The organism is Pantoea sp. BR_17, from assembly GCF_041955125.1.
GTDB classification, from domain to species: Bacteria; Pseudomonadota; Gammaproteobacteria; order Enterobacterales; family Enterobacteriaceae; genus Pantoea; species Pantoea stewartii.
Genome location: NZ_JAVAXT010000015.1, coordinates 14424 through 32864 on the forward strand (window position 1 = coordinate 14424; position 18441 = coordinate 32864).

15 protein-coding genes and 1 riboswitch are annotated in these 18441 nt (G+C 55.5%); of the genes, 8 read left to right on the forward strand and 7 right to left on the reverse strand.

Annotated features, from left to right (window positions below; translation table 11 throughout):
• Nucleotides 1–19: 19 nt before the first annotated feature.
• From rpoD to rpsU, 3 genes are all read right to left on the reverse strand, one after another.
• The gene (gene rpoD / locus RAC60_RS19635; RefSeq protein WP_028723590.1) at nucleotides 20–1864 is read right to left on the reverse strand and encodes an RNA polymerase sigma factor RpoD; all 1845 of its coding nucleotides are present in this window, start codon (nucleotides 1862–1864) and stop codon (nucleotides 20–22) included.
• Between the two features lie 682 nt (nucleotides 1865–2546).
• Nucleotides 2547–4292: a DNA primase gene (dnaG, locus tag RAC60_RS19640; RefSeq protein ID WP_033739835.1), complete on the reverse strand. Its 1746-nt coding sequence runs from the start codon at nucleotides 4290–4292 to the stop codon at nucleotides 2547–2549.
• Nucleotides 4293–4408: 116 nt separating this feature from the next.
• Complete coding sequence (rpsU, locus tag RAC60_RS19645) at nucleotides 4409–4624, reverse strand: 30S ribosomal protein S21 (protein ID WP_001144069.1); 216 nt, start codon at nucleotides 4622–4624, stop codon at nucleotides 4409–4411.
• A gap of 278 nt (nucleotides 4625–4902) precedes the next feature.
• Between rpsU and tsaD the strand changes: the two genes are divergently transcribed.
• The gene (gene tsaD, locus RAC60_RS19650) at nucleotides 4903–5916 is read left to right on the forward strand and encodes a tRNA (adenosine(37)-N6)-threonylcarbamoyltransferase complex transferase subunit TsaD (protein WP_006118207.1); all 1014 of its coding nucleotides are present in this window, start codon (nucleotides 4903–4905) and stop codon (nucleotides 5914–5916) included.
• Nucleotides 5917–5950: 34 nt separating this feature from the next.
• On the opposite strand, the gene plsY is transcribed toward tsaD, so the two are convergent.
• A complete protein-coding gene (gene plsY / locus RAC60_RS19655) occupies nucleotides 5951–6550 on the reverse strand; it encodes a glycerol-3-phosphate 1-O-acyltransferase PlsY (protein WP_006118206.1) in 600 nt (199 codons plus the stop codon).
• 108 nt (nucleotides 6551–6658) lie between these two features.
• On the opposite strand from plsY, the gene folB reads away from it, so the two are divergent.
• Nucleotides 6659–7018, forward strand: a complete 360-nt coding sequence (gene folB / locus RAC60_RS19660; protein WP_006118205.1) for a bifunctional dihydroneopterin aldolase/7,8-dihydroneopterin epimerase — start codon at nucleotides 6659–6661, stop codon at nucleotides 7016–7018.
• 193 nt (nucleotides 7019–7211) lie between these two features.
• Nucleotides 7212–8030 carry an undecaprenyl-diphosphate phosphatase gene (bacA, locus tag RAC60_RS19665; protein ID WP_054633121.1) on the forward strand — a complete coding sequence of 273 codons (819 nt, stop codon included), beginning with the start codon at nucleotides 7212–7214 and terminating at the stop codon, nucleotides 8028–8030.
• Nucleotides 8031–8058: 28 nt separating this feature from the next.
• Here the strand turns inward: bacA and RAC60_RS19670 are convergent, their stop codons facing one another.
• Nucleotides 8059–9276 carry a multifunctional CCA addition/repair protein gene (locus RAC60_RS19670; protein ID WP_006118203.1) on the reverse strand — a complete coding sequence of 406 codons (1218 nt, stop codon included), beginning with the start codon at nucleotides 9274–9276 and terminating at the stop codon, nucleotides 8059–8061.
• A gap of 159 nt (nucleotides 9277–9435) precedes the next feature.
• The gene (locus tag RAC60_RS19675) at nucleotides 9436–10056 is read right to left on the reverse strand and encodes a TIGR04211 family SH3 domain-containing protein (RefSeq protein ID WP_006118202.1); all 621 of its coding nucleotides are present in this window, start codon (nucleotides 10054–10056) and stop codon (nucleotides 9436–9438) included.
• 264 nt (nucleotides 10057–10320) lie between these two features.
• Between RAC60_RS19675 and RAC60_RS19680 the strand changes: the two genes are divergently transcribed.
• The 3 genes from RAC60_RS19680 (at nucleotide 10321) to hldE (ending at nucleotide 15999) form a co-directional block, all read left to right on the forward strand.
• On the forward strand, nucleotides 10321–11631 hold the full coding sequence (locus RAC60_RS19680) for an inorganic triphosphatase (protein WP_375094196.1): 1311 nt from the start codon (nucleotides 10321–10323) through the stop codon (nucleotides 11629–11631).
• 29 nt (nucleotides 11632–11660) lie between these two features.
• Nucleotides 11661–14513, forward strand: a complete 2853-nt coding sequence (glnE, locus tag RAC60_RS19685) for a bifunctional [glutamate--ammonia ligase]-adenylyl-L-tyrosine phosphorylase/[glutamate--ammonia-ligase] adenylyltransferase (RefSeq protein WP_033739826.1) — start codon at nucleotides 11661–11663, stop codon at nucleotides 14511–14513.
• 61 nt (nucleotides 14514–14574) lie between these two features.
• Nucleotides 14575–15999, forward strand: coding sequence for a bifunctional D-glycero-beta-D-manno-heptose-7-phosphate kinase/D-glycero-beta-D-manno-heptose 1-phosphate adenylyltransferase HldE (gene hldE, locus RAC60_RS19690; protein WP_033739825.1), 1425 nt, complete (start codon nucleotides 14575–14577; stop codon nucleotides 15997–15999).
• A gap of 38 nt (nucleotides 16000–16037) precedes the next feature.
• Here the strand turns inward: hldE and RAC60_RS19695 are convergent, their stop codons facing one another.
• Entirely contained in the window at nucleotides 16038–16376 is a 339-nt protein-coding gene (locus RAC60_RS19695; protein ID WP_006118198.1) for an accessory factor UbiK family protein, read from the reverse strand.
• A gap of 171 nt (nucleotides 16377–16547) precedes the next feature.
• Nucleotides 16548–16696, forward strand: a riboswitch (FMN riboswitch).
• A gap of 110 nt (nucleotides 16697–16806) precedes the next feature.
• Between RAC60_RS19695 and ribB the strand changes: the two genes are divergently transcribed.
• Together ribB and ygiD are read left to right on the forward strand one after the other, a co-directional pair.
• Entirely contained in the window at nucleotides 16807–17463 is a 657-nt protein-coding gene (ribB, locus tag RAC60_RS19700; protein ID WP_006118197.1) for a 3,4-dihydroxy-2-butanone-4-phosphate synthase, read from the forward strand.
• A gap of 182 nt (nucleotides 17464–17645) precedes the next feature.
• Nucleotides 17646–18428 carry a 4,5-DOPA dioxygenase extradiol gene (gene ygiD / locus RAC60_RS19705; protein ID WP_058702276.1) on the forward strand — a complete coding sequence of 261 codons (783 nt, stop codon included), beginning with the start codon at nucleotides 17646–17648 and terminating at the stop codon, nucleotides 18426–18428.
• Nucleotides 18429–18441: the final 13 nt, after the last annotated feature.

Sequence of the window (18441 nt, forward strand, 5' to 3'; positions counted from 1 at the left end):
AACCGGGGTTTTAAGGGACTTAGTCGTCGAGGAAGCTACGCAGCACTTCCGAGCGGCTCGGGTGGCGCAGTTTACGCAGGGCTTTCGCTTCAATCTGACGAATACGCTCACGGGTAACGTCAAACTGTTTGCCCACTTCTTCTAACGTGTGGTCGGTGTTCATATCGATACCGAAACGCATGCGCAGCACTTTGGCTTCACGCGCGGTCAGGCCAGCCAGCACGTCGTGGGTCGCAGAACGCAGGCTCTCAGAGGTCGCAGAGTCTAGCGGAAGCTCCAGCGTGGTGTCTTCGATAAAATCACCCAGATGTGAATCTTCATCATCACCAATCGGCGTCTCCATAGAGATAGGCTCTTTGGCAATCTTCAACACCTTGCGGATCTTATCTTCTGGCATCAGCATGCGCTCAGCCAGTTCTTCTGGCGTCGGCTCACGGCCCATCTCCTGCAGCATCTGGCGCGAAATACGGTTGAGTTTGTTGATGGTCTCAATCATATGCACCGGAATACGGATGGTACGCGCCTGGTCAGCGATAGAACGGGTAATCGCCTGACGAATCCACCATGTGGCGTAGGTCGAGAACTTGTAGCCGCGACGGTATTCAAACTTATCAACCGCTTTCATCAGACCGATGTTACCTTCCTGAATCAGATCCAGGAACTGCAGACCACGGTTGGTGTATTTCTTGGCGATTGAAATCACCAGACGCAGGTTAGCTTCAACCATTTCTTTCTTCGCGCGGCGGGCTTTCGCTTCACCGATCGACATACGACGGTTAATGTCTTTCACCTGCTCGATGGTCAGGCCGGTTTCTTCTTCAATCTGTGCCAGCTTCTGCAGCGAACGCATCACGTCATCCTGCACGTCCAGCAGTTTTTCAGACCATGGCTTGTTCATCGCCAGTGCGGCTTTGAACCAGCTCTCGTTGGTCTCGTTACCGGTGAACAGCGTAATGAAGTTTTTCTTCGGCATTTTGCACACTTCAATACACAGCTTCATGATCAAACGCTCCTGGGTACGGACACGTTCCATCATTTCGCGCATGTTGTTCACTAGGTAGTCGAACTGCTTCGGTACCAGGCGGAACTGTTTGAAGACGTCCGACAGGTTCTGGATCTCAGCGACAGAGGCCGCATGGCTGCGTCCTTTGCTCTTGATCACATCGCGCGTCGTTTCGTATTGCGTACGCAGGTCAGAGAACTTCTCGCGCGCCAGTTCCGGGTCGATAGAGTTATCGTCGTCAGAGCTGTCGTCGTCGCTCTCTTCGTCGTCATCGTCGTCGTCATTACGATCTTCTTCGGACAACTCAGAACCGACGTGGGTGGCGGTCGGTGCCAGGTCTTCTTCTGCGTTAGGATCGACAAAGCCAGTGATAAGGTCTGACAGACGCGACTCACCGGCTTCAACACGATCGTACTGATCCAGCAGGTAGGTAATGGCTTCCGGATATTCAGCAACGGAACACTGAACCTGGTTGATACCGTCTTCAATACGCTTCGCGATGTCGATTTCGCCTTCGCGGGTCAGCAGTTCAACGGTACCCATTTCACGCATGTACATGCGAACCGGGTCGGTGGTGCGGCCAATTTCAGATTCAACGCTGGATAATACCTGAGCGGCAGCTTCCGCGGCATCTTCGTCAGTATCGGAGCTGTTTTCATTCAGCATCAGATCGTCGGCGTCCGGGGCTTCTTCAACCACCTGGATGCCCATGTCGTTAATCATCTGGATGATGTCTTCGATCTGATCGGAGTCGACGATATCTTCCGGCAGATGGTCATTGACCTCAGCATAGGTCAGATAGCCTTGCTCCTTACCACGGGTGACAAGAAGCTTGAGCTGTGACTGCGGGTTTTGCTCCATAAGACGGTATCCACACTTCTGTTAATTAGATTGGTGTCGGTCGGCAGCGAGCCAACAATAACATTGAAGGCATTTCGTTCTCGCCGCTGCCTTCGTCGCGGCCTGGGCTTTGCCCATTAGTAATCGGCACTTAAGCCGCAAATTTTATGTCGGGCCTGGCTTACTCGCCATTTTTGCCTCTGACAGTGCTCGTCATCCTCACGTACATCAGTACGCTCCGGTGACTGCGCGCTTTCAGCGACAAAACTTGCTTCGACGCCGACGGCCCGAGGGCCCGAGGGCGGAAGCTGGCTTACTCGCCATTTTGCCTCTGACAGTGCTCGTCATCCTCACGTACATCAGTACGCTCCGGTGACTGCGCGCTTTCAGCGACAAAACTTGCTTCGACGCCGACGGCCCGAGGGCGGAAGCTGGCTTACTCGCCATTTTTGCCTCTGACAGTGCTCGTCATCCTCATGTACATCAGTACGCTCCGGTGACTGCGCGCTTTCAGCGGCAAAACCTGCTTCAACGCCAATAGCCCGAGGGCGGAAGCTGGCTTTCACAACATTTTTGCCACTGGCGGTACTCGTCATCCTCACATAGCGGAGGTAACGGTTCGCTTACCGCGACAAAACCTGCTTCGCCCTGAATAACTAAACCTGCCGCTCCGGTTACGGACAGCAGCAGGTAGGGTAACCTGTTACTTTTTCGCGAAGGCCTGGCTCAGTGTCCAGAGTTCGCGACGTTCATCGGTGCTGAGTCCATGGGTGCGTTCTCGCGCAATCAGGAACTCCAGTCGTTCTTCCAGAGCCGCGTCATAAATACTGGCCAGGGAATCCTGGAACACCGCTTCGCTCTCTTCATCCACTATCATGTGGTTCCACACGGCCAGTGTTTCAAGCGTTTGGCTAAAATTTGTTCCGCGATATAACTCTAGTAGCTGACCGGTGGTCAATCCAGGATTCTCGTTACAGCGCTTCACTAATTCAATAAATAGCGGTAAACCGGCTATTTTTGACTCGGCCAGCCCATCCAGTGCAGGGACCAGACTTGCCAGTTGTGGATTCTGAATCAGCAACGCCACCAGAACGCGCATTGTGGTGCGTTTCAGCGGCGGAGCAACCGGTGCGCTTGCGCCCTGTGCCTGTTTAGGCATCAGCTTTTCAAGCTGCGCATCATCCAGAATACCGAGTTTGTTTCCCAGCTCCTGACGCAGATAAATGCGTAACGTTTCACCGGGAATCTGCGTGATCAGTGGCAATGCCAGTGTACTTAAACGCGCTTTGCCGTCACGAGAGCTTAAATCGACCTGCGGCAACAGGCTGTCGAACAAAAACGAAGAGAGCGGCATAGCCTGCTCCATCCTCGCTTCGAATGCGGCTTTACCTTCTTTGCGAACCAACGTATCCGGGTCTTCGCCGTCAGGTAAAAACATAAAGCGTAGTTGACGACCGTCATTCATGTAAGGCAATGCGGTTTCAAGCGCTCGCCAGGCGGCTTCACGTCCGGCGCGATCGCCGTCGTAACAGCAAATCACGTTATCCGTACTGCGAAACAGCAACTGAATATGTTCAGCCGTGGTCGATGTACCCAGTGAGGCAACCGCGTAGTCCACGCCGTATTGCGCCAGGGCAACGACATCCATATAGCCTTCCACCACTAACAGGCGTTTCGGTTCAGGATGATTTTTTAAGGCTTCATACAGGCCATACAGCTGACGACCTTTATGAAAAACAGGCGTTTCGGGCGAGTTCAGATACTTCGGCGTATCATTACCCAGCACGCGGCCGCCAAAGCCGATAACGCGGCCTCGCTTATCGCGGATGGGAAACATCACGCGCTCGCGAAAGCGATCGTAAACCCGGCCTTTGTCATTACTGACCAGCATGCCCGCTTCCATTAATGACTCGCGATCTTCCGGCTGCTTACCAAAGCGTTTGAGAACATTGTCCCAACCGGCGGGGGCATAACCTATCGCGAAATGATTAATGATATCGGCGCTCAGGCCGCGATGTTGAAGATAATCGCGCGCTGACTGGGCACTTGATTGCTGCAAACTCTGCTGATAAAAACCGTTAAGGTTGTCCATCAGTTGGTACAGGCTCTGGCGCTGATGGCGTTCCATCGGGCTGGGCCCGTTACCCGCTTCGTAAGGGACATCTAACCCGTGAGAAGTGGCTAACTCTTCGATACTTTCAACAAACTCCAGACGATCGTAGTTCATCAGAAAGTCGATGGCATTACCGTGCGCACCACAACCAAAACAGTGATAAAACTGTTTTTCGCCATTTACGGTAAAAGAGGGGGTTTTCTCATTATGAAAAGGACAGCACGCATGATAATTCTTTCCCTGCTTTTTTAGCTTTACGCGAGCATCGATCAACTCCACGATGTCCGTGCGGGCAAGTAAGTCATTGATAAATACGCGTGGAATTCGTCCTGCCATAAGCCCCGTTTTTTCAGCTCATAAACGACAACAAGCCGCGCTTCCTTTCGGAAAGCACGGCCTTTTACTTGACTCGGTCTGCGTTTATCACGCTGTGGAGGCGAACCTCCGGGATATTAGTACAGACGAGTGCGGCGTGCGTTTTCGCGAGCCAGTTTTTTGGCATGACGCTTAACTGCAGATGCTTTAGCGCGCTTACGCTCGGTCGTTGGTTTTTCATAAAACTCACGACGACGAACTTCAGCCAGAACGCCTGCTTTCTCGCAAGAACGCTTAAAGCGACGCAGTGCTACGTCGAACGGCTCGTTTTCACGTACTTTAATTACCGGCATGTAACTCTCACCTCAATAAAATTCGGTTTTTCTGCTGACTGCGGCGCCAGCACATTTCAAAATGGTGCAGCATTTTACTCCAACTCGCGTCGGCTTGTAAAGCACCATGGATAATTAAGAACCAACAGGAGCGTATGCCTGTGCGGCTGCCGGTTTTTTCCAGGGGCGGGAGTATAGCGCACTCTTTAGGCAGCAGAAAATGACTTTTTGCGTGGATTGAGTCCTCTTTTTGCACAGTGGCTATGCTAAACTGCGCGCCGCAAGAATGAGGTGAAGCAATGCGAATTCTGGGTATTGAAACATCGTGCGATGAAACCGGCATCGCAATCTATGATGACGAGGCTGGCTTAGTCGCGAACCAGCTCTACAGCCAGGTAAAACTGCATGCCGATTACGGCGGCGTGGTACCGGAACTGGCTTCGCGCGATCACGTACGTAAAACGGTGCCCCTGATTCAGGCGGCGCTGAAACAGGCGGATTTAGCGCCGCAGCAAATTGATGCGGTGGCCTATACGGCGGGTCCGGGCCTGGTCGGCGCGTTGCTGGTGGGCGCGACGATTGGGCGCGCGCTGGCCTTTGCGTGGAAGGTGCCTGCGGTACCCGTGCATCATATGGAAGGCCATCTGCTGGCGCCGATGCTGGAAGACAATCCACCCGCCTTCCCGTTTGTGGCCTTGCTGGTTTCTGGCGGCCACACGCAGCTGATCAGCGTTACCGGCATTGGTGAATATGTACTGCTGGGCGAGTCAATTGACGATGCCGCAGGCGAAGCCTTCGATAAAACCGCCAAATTGCTGGGACTGGATTATCCCGGCGGTCCCATGCTGTCGAAAATGGCGCAGCAGGGCACGGCTGGACGCTTCACGTTCCCGCGTCCGATGACCGATCGTCCGGGGCTGGATTTCAGTTTCTCGGGCCTGAAGACCTTTGCGGCGAATACCATTCGTGGCCATGACGATGACGCGCAAACCCGTGCCGACATCGCCCGTGCGTTTGAAGATGCGGTGGTGGATACGCTGGCCATCAAATGCAAACGCGCCCTGGATGAAACCGGCTTTAAGCGGCTGGTGATTGCGGGCGGCGTGAGTGCCAACCGTACGCTGCGCGAGCAAATGGCGGTCATGATGCAAAAGCGCGGTGGTGAGGTGTTTTATGCCCGTCCTGAATTTTGCACCGATAACGGTGCCATGATTGCCTACGCGGGCATGGTGCGTCTGAAAGGCGGTACGCGGGGAGAGCTGGGCGTAAGCGTCAGGCCGCGCTGGCCGCTGGCCGAACTGCCTGCCATCTGACAGAAAAAAGCCGGTTAACCGGCTTTTTTTACGCTTACTGTTTCTTTTTGCGCTTCCAGATTTTACTTTCCTGACGACGCCACAGACGTTGGATGTTGTCATGATGTCGCAGCAAAATCAGGCAGGAGAGCATGGAAACCGGGAACGTAAACTGCGGTTTAAACCACCAGACATAGAACGGCGCAATCAGGGCGCTGACAATCGCCCCAAGCGATGAGTAACCGCTGAGCAGCACGGTCAAGAGCCAGGTGCCGGTCATCAGCCCGGTCAGATCCCAGCCGATAGGCGCGATAGCACCAAACGCGGTCGCCACGCCTTTCCCGCCTCTGAAGCGGAAAAACACCGGATAAATATGGCCCAGACAGGCGGCAATGGCGGTTAAGCCCAGGTAGAGCGGGGGCACATGAAGCAGGTACGCCAGCCAGACAGGCACCATACCTTTCAGAATATCGAATACCAGCACCGTTGCTGCCGCCGCTTTGCCGCCAAGGCGCAGCACATTGGTGGCACCCGGGTTGCCTGAACCGTGGGTGCGGGGATCGGGTAGCCCGGCGAGTTTGCATACCAGAATCGCACTGGAGATGGACCCACACAGATACGCGAAAATAATCATACCAAGCGCGAAAGCACTCATAACACCGTCCCGTTTCCTTTGGGGTCGTTTTGATCACGTCAACTATGGATAATACGCACAATCTGCCGGAAGTGGTATCCGGCCTGGCCAAAAACAGAGAGCACCGTCATGGATATCGTCTTTATAGAACAACTCACCGTCTTCACTACAATTGGCGTTTACGACTGGGAGCAGGGGATTCAGCAGAAGCTGGTGATCGATATCGAAATGGCGTGGGATAACCGCCAGGCGGCCGCCAGTGACGATGTTAAGGATTGTCTGAGCTACGCTGACGTCTCTGAGGCGATTCTGACACATCTGACGGGCGGACGTTTTGCACTGGTCGAACGCGTTGCCGAAGAAATTGCGGATCTGTTGATGAACCGTTTCAATTCGCCCGGTGTGCGTATAAAGGTAGCAAAACCGGGCGCTGTAGCGCAGGCCGCGCAGGTTGGCGTGCGAATTGAGCGCGGGACTATTCCTAAATAATGATGATGTGATTGCCATCACAATGAAACCAAACCAAATTATGGTCTGTCTCAGCAGGTGCCGTTTCGTTATAACAAACTCAATGGCAAGCGAGCTTAATGTTATATTCAGGCTGGACAGATAAGATTCAAGGCGATAGCGCGACTGCTAGCGCCTTTTTCATGGTTTTAAAACGGACAGAGGAAATACATTGATGGCAGATATTCATCAGCTGTGGGTAGCTGCAATCCTGGGCGTGGTAGAAGGGCTGACCGAGTTTTTACCGGTCTCTTCCACCGGGCACATGATTATAGTGGGGCATTTGCTTGGCTTTGAGGGTGACAAAGCCGAAACCTTTGAAGTCGTGATTCAGCTAGGCTCCATTCTGGCGGTAGTCGTGATGTTTTGGCGGCGTTTGTTTGGCCTGATCGGCATCCACTTTGGCGAAGTCAAACACGAAGGGACAGGAACCGGTCGCTTAACGCTGATTCATATCCTGCTGGGCATGATTCCTGCTGTCGTGATAGGGCTGGTCTTACACGATCAAATTAAAACGCTGTTTAATCCGATAAATGTTATGTATGCGCTGGTGGTCGGCGGTTTGCTGCTGTTAGCGGCGGAATTCCTGAAGCCAAAACAGCCAAAATCCGTTGGCGTGGATGACATTACCTATCGTCAGGCGTTTATGATCGGCTGCTTCCAGTGTCTGGCGCTGTGGCCGGGCTTTTCGCGTTCAGGTGCCACGATTTCAGGCGGAATGCTGATGGGCGTGAGTCGCTATGCGGCGTCCGAGTTCTCCTTTATCCTCGCCGTACCGATGATGATGGGGGCGACCGGGCTGGATCTGTATAAGAGCCTGGGCTTCCTGAGCATGGCCGACTTCCCGATGTTTGCAGTGGGTTTTATCACTGCCTTTGTCGTCGCGATGATTGCGATCAAAGTGTTCCTGGAGCTGATCAAACGCATCTCTTTCGTATCGTTTGCGGTCTACCGCTTTATCGTAGCGGCTGCGGTTTACATGCTGTTCACGTAAACCCAACGCGGCCAGGTCACTGGCCGCGTTAACCTCTGCCTTCGGCAACGGCGTCGATGCGGCGCCGCGTCAGCTCTTCCCGCACCGCACTCCCTTTAAAGCCCGCCTCAACCACCGCTTTCGATGACACGGCCTGCGCCCGCGCAAATGCGCGCCGCAGATAGTCGCCCTGTGGATACGGCATGCTGGCGAGCCCACCGCGCCCACGGGCATCGGCTTCGCTACACAGCGCCAGTTGATGCACGCGTTCAGGTTTACGCCAGGCGTCGAGACGGTCAAATAACGCCACAATCGCCTCAGAAGGCAACTGCTCAATGGTGTGCATCGTGTCGTGGAATTCGGTTACCAGCAGGGCTAAATCGCGAATGGCATTCGGCACGCGCAAACGCTCACAGAGTGCGGCAACCAGCGGCACGCCGGCGGGGCCATGACCGCGATGGCTGGGCCACTTTTCAACGGGCGTTAACGCTTTGCCTACATCGTGAAACAGCGTGGCAAAACGTACATCAATGGCCTCACTTAAGGCGGCGGACAGCGTCAATGCCATCAGCGTATGCACGCCCGTGTCAATTTCAGGATGCCATCTGGCGGGGGCGGGGATGCCATAAAGGTTATCGATTTCCGGGAACAGCACCTTCAGGGCACCGCAGTCACGCAGCACCTGAAAATAGACCTGAGGATTATGCGAGGACAGCGCTTTTTCGGTCTCTTTCCACACGCGCTCAGCGGTAAGATCGGCCAGCTCGCCGCTCTCGACCATTTGCCGCATCAGCGCCTGGGTTTCATCGGCAATGCGAAAGTTAAGGTGGGCAAAGCGCGCAGCAAACCGCGCCACGCGCAGCACGCGCAGCGGATCTTCACTAAAGGCTTCTGAAACGTGGCGCAGCAGTCGGTCAGCAATATCCTGTTGCCCCTGGTAGGGATCATAGAGCGTGCCGTTTTCATCGCGGGCGATGGCGTTGATCGTCAGATCGCGGCGTTGTAAATCCTGCTCCAGGGTGACGTCCGGGGCCGACCAGGTGGTAAAACCGGTATAGCCTTTGCCGTTTTTGCGTTCGGTGCGCGCCAGTGCATATTCTTCGCGGCTGTCAGGATGCAGAAACACCGGAAAATCGCGGCCCACCTGATGATAGCCCTGTTCCAGCATGCTTTCTGGCGTTGCGCCCACGACCACCCAGTCTTTGTCTTTAACCGGCAATTTCAACAACGCATCACGTACCGCACCGCCAACAAGAAACGTCTTCACGCACCACTCCAGAGATAAATAAGCGACCTGCGCGTCTGCGGGCGTCCTGCACCTGAATTCAGACGGGCACAACCCTTATTGTTACACAAATTCGACATATTGCAGACAGGCCAAAAGGGGCATCTTGCGATCCCCTTTTGCAGCGAGCGGTGGAAAAGGTTAGTTCATCCAGCGATCGTTTTTCTTGCGACGCGGCACCATATGCGGCAGCAACAGACCCAGCAGCAGGCCCACGCCGAGCACGCCGCCACCGTACATAAACCACTGCATGATGATCGTGCGCTGTTTGTCATCCAGCTGAACGTTAGCGGCATTGACCTTCTTCTGGGCCACGATCAGTTCGTTCTTCAGCTTCTGATTTTGCTCTTTCAGCCCATTGATGACGCTGTCGCTGCTGGCCACTTTATTCTGCATCTCGGCCGTGCGCTGGTTCCAGCTGTTGTCAATGTTCGCTAACTTAGCTGTCAGATCTTTAACCTGTTGTTCTAACTGAGGCACCCGGGTGCGCAGGCTGGGATTTTCACTCAACTGCGACAGGGGAATCCAGACGGTGCGGCCTTCCGCATCGCGCACCTGGCCATATTTGGTGGCGTCATTGGTTTGTAGCAGTTCGACCTGTTCACCCGCGTTCAGCTTACCGAGCAGGCGAAACTGGTCGCCGGGGCCGCTGCGAACCCAGGTGGATAATTCGTCAGAAACATAGCGTTTTTGATCGGCATGAGCAGGTGTAAGGGCGCTGAGGGCCAGCAAAGTGATTCCAGCAAGTGTGATTTTTTTCATTCGATTTCGTTTTGTTTAAAAATAAAGATAATTTACCGGCACAGTCTGTAGAGGCTTCGCATAAATCTGAATGAGAACTATCCTGGTCTCATAACAGTGCGAAAAGGCGAGCGAAAGCAGAAAGAAACCAGAGACAGCAAGGCTTCTGTGCATTACTCTTCGCCTGAAAACCCGCATTTTCGGCTCAGTGGATGCAGCAGAAGATAACCTTAAACGGGCAGGGAATATATCCTCAAGTGCCAGCGACGTAGTGAATAAAAAAATATGACCATCGAGATTGAGCTTAAGTTCATTGCAAAACCCAACGCTGCCGGGAAACTGGCAGAGAAGCTGGCGGCTTTTCCGCATCAGCATCAGGCAGCGCGCCAGCTGACCAATATCTATTTTGAAACCGACGATAACCAGTTACGTCGGTGGAACATGGGCTTACGTATTCGCGGCGTGGACCAGCGTTACGAAATGACGCTGAAAACGGCCGGCAGTACGCTGGGCGGTTTACATCAGCGCGGCGAATACAACGTTGACCTGACGGAACCTACGCTGGATATCAGCCGTCTGCCCGCCGACATCTGGCCAGAGGGAACGGATATCGCGGCCTTACAGCAGCGCCTGAACCCGCTGTTCAGCACGCATTTTGACCGTGAAATCTGGCTGGTGACGGCAGGTAAGAGCGAAGTGGAAATCGCGTTCGATAAAGGCGAGGTCGCGGCCGGTGAGCATCAGGAAGCGCTGTCAGAAGTCGAACTGGAGTTAAAAAGCGGTGAGCGCAGCGATATGCTGGCGTTTGCGCAGCAGCTGATTGCCGTGGGCGACCTGCGTATGGGCAGCCTGAGCAAAGCGGCACGCGGCTATCAGCTGGCGAAAGGTAACCTTCCACGTGAATTACGTGCTTTTCCGCTTTTGAAAGCCGGACCGAAGGCGACGGTGGAAGCTGGCATGGTGGCGGCAATGGCCGCTGGCCTGGAGCACTGGCAATATCATGAAGAAGTGTGGTTACGGGGCAGTAAGCGCGCACGGGAATCAGTACGTGAAGCGCTGGACGTGCTGCGCCAGGCCTTTGCGCTCTTTGGTGCGTTAGTGCCGCGTAAGGCCAGTAGCGATCTGCGTCAGAAGCTGACGACGCTGGAAGAAACGCTGCTGAATGAAGACGTGGATGCAGACAGCTTCTGCTTCTCTACTCGCTCCGTAGAAACCCAGTTAGCACTTACTCACTGGCTGGCTGAGGCACAATGGACGCCGTGGATTGATCAGAAGGGGCAAGCCAAGCTGCAAGGTTCCTTCAAGCGCTTCGGCGATATCATGCTGGGCCGCATTAATGCCGATCTGAAAGAAACCTTTGCCACCATTCATCAGGCGAATGAATATCAGGACAAAGCCACGCGTCTCGATCGACAATTACTGGCCGTTCATTTGCTGGCGGGCGCTTACTCGCCGGACGCGGTAGAGCGCTGGCTGGCCCCGTGGCAGCAGCTACAGCGCGCCATACACGAAAAGCAGCACGTCAGCTTAGACGGCTTAACCGCGCAGGCAATGAAACAACCGCCGTTCTGGTTAACCAGCGGCTCGCCGCGCTGAATCTAACAGCACGCTATCAGGGAGAGAACATGTTGCCAGCCTTACCTACCGTATTGCGTACTCAGGCCGAGCGGGCGGTCGAACAGTCAGGTCTTACCGGTTCTGCTCTTACGGAAGAGCAGCTTGCCGGTCTGGCCTTCAGCGATTTCGTGCTCGACAACCTGCAGCAGAACCCGGACTGGTGGCAGGCGATCGCTGACCGCTCGCCTCAGCCTGAAGAGTGGCGGCACTACGCGCAGTGGCTGAGTGGTGACATGGCGGCGGCAGACAGCGAAGCCAGTCTGATGCGCGTGCTGCGCCTGTTTCGGCGTCGGATGCTGGTGCGCATTGCCTGGATGCAGTGCCTGCATCACGCCAGCACAGAACAGACGTTGCAACAGCTGAGTGTACTGGCGGAGGTCCTGATCAGTGCGGCGCGTGACTGGGTTTATCAGGACTGCTGTCGTGAGTTTGGCACGCCGTGTAATGCCGCGGGTGAGCCTCAGCCGCTGCTGATCCTGGGCATGGGAAAACTGGGCGGCGGCGAGCTGAATTTCTCCTCTGATATCGATTTAATTTTTGTCTGGCCCGAGAACGGCAGTACCCGTGGCGGTCGGCGTGAACTCGACAATGCGCAATTTTTTACCCGTATGGGGCAGCGCCTGATCAAGGTGCTCGATCAGCCCACCGCGGACGGGTTTGTTTACCGGGTGGATATGCGTTTACGGCCCTTTGGCGACAGTGGGCCGCTGGTGATGAGCTTTGCCGCGCTGGAAGATTATTACCAGGAGCAGGGGCGCGACTGGGAACGCTATGCCATGGTGAAAGCCCGACTGATGGGCGATGATCAGGATCGCTGGAGCCAGGAGTTGCAGCAGATGCTGCGGCCGTTTGTCTATCGCCGCTATATTGATTTCAGCGTGATTCAGTCGTTACGTAACATGAAGGCGATGATCTCACGTGAAGTGCGCCGCCGTGGCCTGAAAAATAACATTAAGCTGGGGGCGGGCGGCATCCGCGAAACGGAGTTTATCGTCCAGGTCTTTCAACTGATTCGCGGTGGACGTGAGCGCTCGCTTCAGCTCAGAGCCTTGCTGCCCACGCTTTCCGCCATTGAATCCCTGGGCTTACTGCCACCGGAGCAGGTTGCTGCACTGCGCGAGGCCTACCTGTTTTTGCGGCGGCTGGAAAACCTGCTGCAAAGCCTGGCCGATGAACAAACGCAAACGCTGCCGGAAGATGCCCTGCACCGCGCCCGACTGGCCTGGGCGATGCAGTGTCAGGACTGGTCAGAACTTAGCGCAAAACTGGATACGCACATGGCCGCCGTGCGGGCAATCTTTGACGAGCTGATTGGTGAAGATTCGCCGGATGTTGGCGATCAACCGGAGCTGGCCGATTTTAATATGCTCTGGCAGGACAGTCTGGAAGACAGCGAGCTGGCCCCGCTGGTTCCTCAACTGGACGCGGAACACTGTCAGGCGCTCAATCAGTCACTGGAAGCGTTTCGTCAGGATATCAGCCGCCGTTCCATTGGTCCGCGCGGTCGTCAGGCACTGGATCAGCTGATGCCGCGCCTGCTGAGCGAAGTCTGTCTGCGCAGCGATGCGGCCGTCACCTTTAGCCGGCTGGCACCGCTGCTGCTCAGCGTGCTGACGCGCAGTACCTATCTGGAGCTGCTGACGGAATATCACGGAGCCCTGCGGCACCTGATCCGTCTGTGTGCAGCCTCGCCGATGGTGGCAAGCCAGCTGGCGCATTATCCGCTGCTGCTGGATGAGCTTCTCGATCCCGCCACGCTGTATCAGCCCACCGCGACGGATGCCTATCGTGATGAACTGCGCCAGTACCTGATGCGCATTCCCGCCGATGATGAAGAGCAACAGCTTGAAGCGTTACGCCAGTTTAAACAGGCGCAGATGTTACGCATCGCGGCAGCCGACATTGCAGGGACATTGCCAGTGATGAAAGTGAGCGATCACTTAACCTGGCTGGCCGAAGCCATCATTGAATCGGTGGTGCAACAGGCCTGGAATATGATGGTGCAACGTTACGGTCGGCCTTCGCATCTGGTGCAGGAGCACGAGCGGGGCTTTACCGTGCTGGGCTATGGCAAGCTGGGTGGATGGGAGCTGGGTTACAGCTCCGATCTTGATCTGGTTTTTCTGCACGACTGCCCGCTGGACGCGGTGACCCAGGGCGAACGCAGCATTGACGGCCGACAGTTTTATCTGCGGCTGGCCCAGCGCATCATGCACTTGTTTAGCACCCGCACCTCATCCGGGATTTTGTACGAAGTGGATGCGCGCCTGCGTCCTTCCGGTGCGGCGGGCATGCTGGTCAGCACGTTCGACGCTTTTGATGACTATCAACGTAACGAAGCCTGGACATGGGAACATCAGGCGCTGGTGCGTGCCCGGGTTGTCTTCGGTGAGCCCGCCCTGAGCGAACGTTTCAACGCCATTCGCCGGGCGATTCTCTGCCTGCCCCGTGAACCGGCGGCGTTGCAAACCGAGGTCAGGGAGATGCGTGATAAAATGCGCGCGCATCTGAGCAATAAGCATAAAGGGCGCTGGGAGATCAAAACCGACGAAGGCGGCATTACCGATATCGAGTTTATTGCCCAATATCTGGTACTGCGCTATGCCGCAGCAGAGCCTGCCTTAACGCGCTGGTCGGACAATGTGCGGATCTTTGAACTGATGGCAAACCATCAAAAAATGGCAGACGACGAAGCGGCGGCGTTAACCCATGCCTATGTCACGCTGCGCGATGCCTTGCACCATCTGGCGCTGCAGGCGCTGCCGGGACACGTCGAACCGGATGCCTTTGCGCAGGAAAGAGCGTCGGTCAACGCCAGCTGGCAGCGGTGGTTGCAGTCAGCAGAATCTCTCACGGCGTGATGCTGATAGCAACTGTGCTATCATCCGCGCACTATTTTGAATGCAGTCTGGAGTGTCTGGAATGAAAGTTACTCTGCCCGCGTTCGGCCAGGCTTCGGTACTGGTCGTTGGCGATGTCATGTTGGATCGTTACTGGTATGGCCCTACCAGCCGTATTTCCCCTGAAGCCCCGGTGCCGGTGGTGAAAGTGGAGACCGTTGAAGAACGCCCTGGCGGCGCCGCTAACGTGGCGATGAATATTGCTGCGCTGGGTGCCGGTTCTCGGTTGATCGGGCTGACCGGTGAGGACGATGCGGCTCAGGTCCTGAGTAAAACGCTGAAGGACGTTCGTGTTGACTGCGATTTTGTCACGTTAAAAAGCCATCCGACGATCACCAAACTGCGTGTGCTGTCCCGCAACCAGCAGCTTATCCGCCTGGATTTTGAAGAAGGTTTTGAGCAGGTTGATGCCGCACCGATGCACGAAAAAATGCGCCAGTCGCTGGCCAGCAGTGGCGCGGTGGTGCTGTCGGATTACGGCAAAGGGGCGCTCGACAGCGTTCAGCAGATGATCACTCTGGCGCGTGAAGCCAGTGTGCCCGTCCTGATCGATCCGAAAGGCACCGATTTTGCCCGCTATCGCGGCGCGACGCTGCTGACGCCCAACCTGTCGGAATTTGAAGCTGTTGTCGGTAAATGCAGGACGGAGCAGGAAATTGTTGAACGCGGCATGAAACTGATTGCCGATTGCGACCTTTCCGCGCTGCTGGTCACGCGTTCTGAGAATGGCATGTCGCTGCTACAGCCGGGGAAAGCGCCGCTGCACTTGCCCACGCAGGCACAGGAAGTGTTTGACGTTACCGGCGCCGGGGATACGGTGATTGGTGTGCTTGCTGCTGCTCTGGCGGCGGGGGATTCGCTGGAAGAAGCCTGTTTCCTGGCCAACGCGGCAGCCGGTGTGGTGGTGGGTAAACTGGGAACCTCAACCGTCAGCATCGTGGAGCTCGAAAACGCCATTCATGCCCGTCCGGAGCGCGGTTTTGGCATCATGACCGAAGCGGAACTGAAAGAGGCCGTCGCTATGGCCCGTCAGCGCGGCGAAAAAGTGGTCATGACCAATGGCGTCTTCGACATCCTGCATGCCGGTCATGTTTCCTACCTCGCAAACGCCCGTAAACTGGGCGATCGCCTGATTGTGGCGGTAAACAGCGATGCGTCGACGAAACGTCTTAAAGGCGACAGCCGTCCGGTGAATCCGCAGGAAAACCGGATGATCGTGCTGGGTGCACTGGAAGCCGTAGACTGGGTAGTGCTGTTTGAAGAAGATACGCCGCAGCGTTTGATCGCCAGCATATTACCGGATTTACTGGTGAAAGGCGGGGATTACAAGCCAGAAGACATTGCAGGCAGTAAGGAAGTCTGGGCGAATGGCGGTGACGTGCGGGTGCTGAACTTTGAAGATGGCATTTCAACCACCAATATCATTAAAACCATTCGCGGCAACTGAGTCGTGATGGCGGGAGCCTGCGCTCCCGCCAGCCAGCATCACTCGCCGGATTTATCCGCAGGGTTCGCCGCCGGGACAATCGCCGGTGCCGGGCCTGGCGTGGTGGGCACCGCGGGTGCAGACGATGCGGTCCCGGTTCCTTTGCTTTCCAGCTGGGCCAGACGTTGTTCCAGCGCCGCCAGTTTTTCCCGCGTACGCAGTAAAACCTGAGTCTGTACATCAAACTCTTCACGGTTGACCAGATCCATGCGGGTCAGCTGGGCCTGCAGAGTCTGCCGTATTTTCTTTTCAACATCATCGCCAAATTCACGAACTCCCTTCGGCAGCGCGTCATGAACCTGACGGGCAATTTGTTCAATTTTTTTCGTGTCGATCATGATGATTTCCTGGTTACGGGTTGCTGTGGCAGCATTTTACCAACGCTAGAGTCACTTAAGTGTAATGCCTGAATTGAAAAGGTTAAACCTGAAATCCATAGCGCAAAAAAAGCTAAAGCAATAATGGCTTTGTGGATTGCTGCCCTGACGGGGAAACGTTATAGTTAAAACGCTTATTCTCAGGGCGGGGCGAAATTCCCCACCGGCGGTAAATCAGCCCAGGCTGAAAGCCCGCGAGCGCTTCGCTGTAATGGTGAAGGTCAGCAGATCCGGTGTAATTCCGGGGCCGACGGTTAAAGTCCGGATGGGAGAGGGTAACGACATCTGTCAGGCATTATGTCTGTTTTGCGTCATTGCTACGTCTTTACGACGTCACTCCTAAGCTTGCCCTGATTCTGGTAACCCAACACATTTATAAGGTTTTATTACCATGAATCAGACTCTACTTTCTGAATTTGGCACGCCGAAACAGCGTGTAGAACGTGCTATCGCAGCCTTACGCGAAGGCCGTGGTGTTATGGTTCTCGACGATGAGAATCGCGAAAACGAAGGTGACATGATTTTCGCCGCGGAAACCATGACCGTGGAGCAGATGGCGTTAACCATTCGTCACGGCAGCGGTATCGTTTGTCTGTGCCTGACTGAAGAACGTCGCCAGCAACTGGCGCTGCCGATGATGGTGGAAAACAACACCAGCGCCTACGGCACCGGTTTCACCGTGACGATTGAAGCGGCAAAAGGCGTAACCACCGGCGTATCTGCTCAGGATCGTATCACCACTATCCGTGCCGCGATTGCCGATGACGCAAAACCTGAAGATTTAAACCGTCCGGGTCACGTCTTCCCGCTGCGTGCCCATGATGGCGGCGTTCTGACGCGCGGTGGCCACACCGAAGCCACTATCGATCTGGTGACGCTGGCAGGCTTCAAGCCGGCAGGCGTTCTGTGTGAACTGACCAACGACGACGGTTCCATGGCGCATGCGCCGGAAGTGATCGCGTTCGCGAAACAACACGCCATGCCCGTCGTCACCATCGAAGATTTGGTAGCCTACCGTCGCGAACACGAAACGCGTCAGGCCAGCTAGTTTTCGTCTTAATCAGGCCAGTTCTCTGGCCTGATCGTCTCGCCTTGTCCTGTCTGTGTGCTTCCTCAGTCCCTGCCATTTTTATTCAAAATTTCTGACAGAGAACATCATGCTTATCCGCGTGATCACGCCGGTAAAAAGCGTATCGTGGTGTTCACAGAATGAACACATCAAGGATCACTATGAGTCAGGTTCGCATGCCGGCGCTGTTTTTGGGACACGGCAGCCCAATGAATGCCTTAGAAGAAAACCGCTATACCGCTGCCTGGCGTAAAGCCGGTGAAACCCTGCCACGGCCACGTGCGATTCTGGCGGTTTCGGCTCACTGGTACACACAGGGAACTGCTGTGACGGCGATGGACAATCCACGCACTATTCACGATTTTGGCGGCTTTCCTCAGGCGCTTTTTGATATCCGTTATTCCGCGCCGGGCTCACCCGCACTGGCGGAAGAGATTGCGGAACGGTTATCCCCGGTGCCGGTTCATCTGGATCACGCATGGGGATTGGATCATGGCTCGTGGGGCGTGCTGATTAAGATGTATCCCGACGCAGATATCCCGGTCGTCCAGCTCAGTATCGACAGCGGCAAGCCCGCCGCCTGGCATTTCGGGATGGGAAGAAAGCTGTCTGCGCTGCGCGATCGCGGCGTGATGATCGTCGCCAGCGGTAACGTGGTGCACAACCTGCGTAAAGTTCTCTGGGGCGGTGGCGAAGCTTACAGTTGGGCCACGGGGTTCAATAACTTCGTGCGGGACAATCTGGCGGTGCAGGCCGAGGCGGATGCACATCCGTTGGTGAGTTTTATGCAGCATCCGGATGCGGCCTTATCCAACCCGACGCCGGAACATTTCCTGCCATTGCTGTATGTGCTGGGCTCCCGTCACGCAGATGAGCCTGTGACCGTTCCGGTGGAAGGTATGGAGATGGGCGCAATCAGTATGTTGTCGGTACAGGTCGGTTAACGCGCAAGACAGG

Bases quoted from the DNA above. Each gene is read 5' to 3' on its own strand.
- rpoD (WP_028723590.1), bottom strand. From the start codon at position 1,864: ATGGAGCAAAACCCGCAGTCACAGCTCAAGCTTCTTGTCACCCGTGGT.
- dnaG (WP_033739835.1), bottom strand. From the start codon at position 4,292: ATGGCAGGACGAATTCCACGCGTATTTATCAATGACTTACTTGCCCGC.
- rpsU (WP_001144069.1), bottom strand. From the start codon at position 4,624: ATGCCGGTAATTAAAGTACGTGAAAACGAGCCGTTCGACGTAGCACTG.
- tsaD (WP_006118207.1), top strand. From the start codon at position 4,903: ATGCGAATTCTGGGTATTGAAACATCGTGCGATGAAACCGGCATCGCA.
- plsY (WP_006118206.1), bottom strand. From the start codon at position 6,550: ATGAGTGCTTTCGCGCTTGGTATGATTATTTTCGCGTATCTGTGTGGG.
- folB (WP_006118205.1), top strand. From the start codon at position 6,659: ATGGATATCGTCTTTATAGAACAACTCACCGTCTTCACTACAATTGGC.
- bacA (WP_054633121.1), top strand. From the start codon at position 7,212: ATGGCAGATATTCATCAGCTGTGGGTAGCTGCAATCCTGGGCGTGGTA.
- RAC60_RS19675 (WP_006118202.1), bottom strand. From the start codon at position 10,056: ATGAAAAAAATCACACTTGCTGGAATCACTTTGCTGGCCCTCAGCGCC.
- RAC60_RS19680 (WP_375094196.1), top strand. From the start codon at position 10,321: ATGACCATCGAGATTGAGCTTAAGTTCATTGCAAAACCCAACGCTGCC.
- glnE (WP_033739826.1), top strand. From the start codon at position 11,661: ATGTTGCCAGCCTTACCTACCGTATTGCGTACTCAGGCCGAGCGGGCG.
- hldE (WP_033739825.1), top strand. From the start codon at position 14,575: ATGAAAGTTACTCTGCCCGCGTTCGGCCAGGCTTCGGTACTGGTCGTT.
- RAC60_RS19695 (WP_006118198.1), bottom strand. From the start codon at position 16,376: ATGATCGACACGAAAAAAATTGAACAAATTGCCCGTCAGGTTCATGAC.
- ribB (WP_006118197.1), top strand. From the start codon at position 16,807: ATGAATCAGACTCTACTTTCTGAATTTGGCACGCCGAAACAGCGTGTA.
- ygiD (WP_058702276.1), top strand. From the start codon at position 17,646: ATGAGTCAGGTTCGCATGCCGGCGCTGTTTTTGGGACACGGCAGCCCA.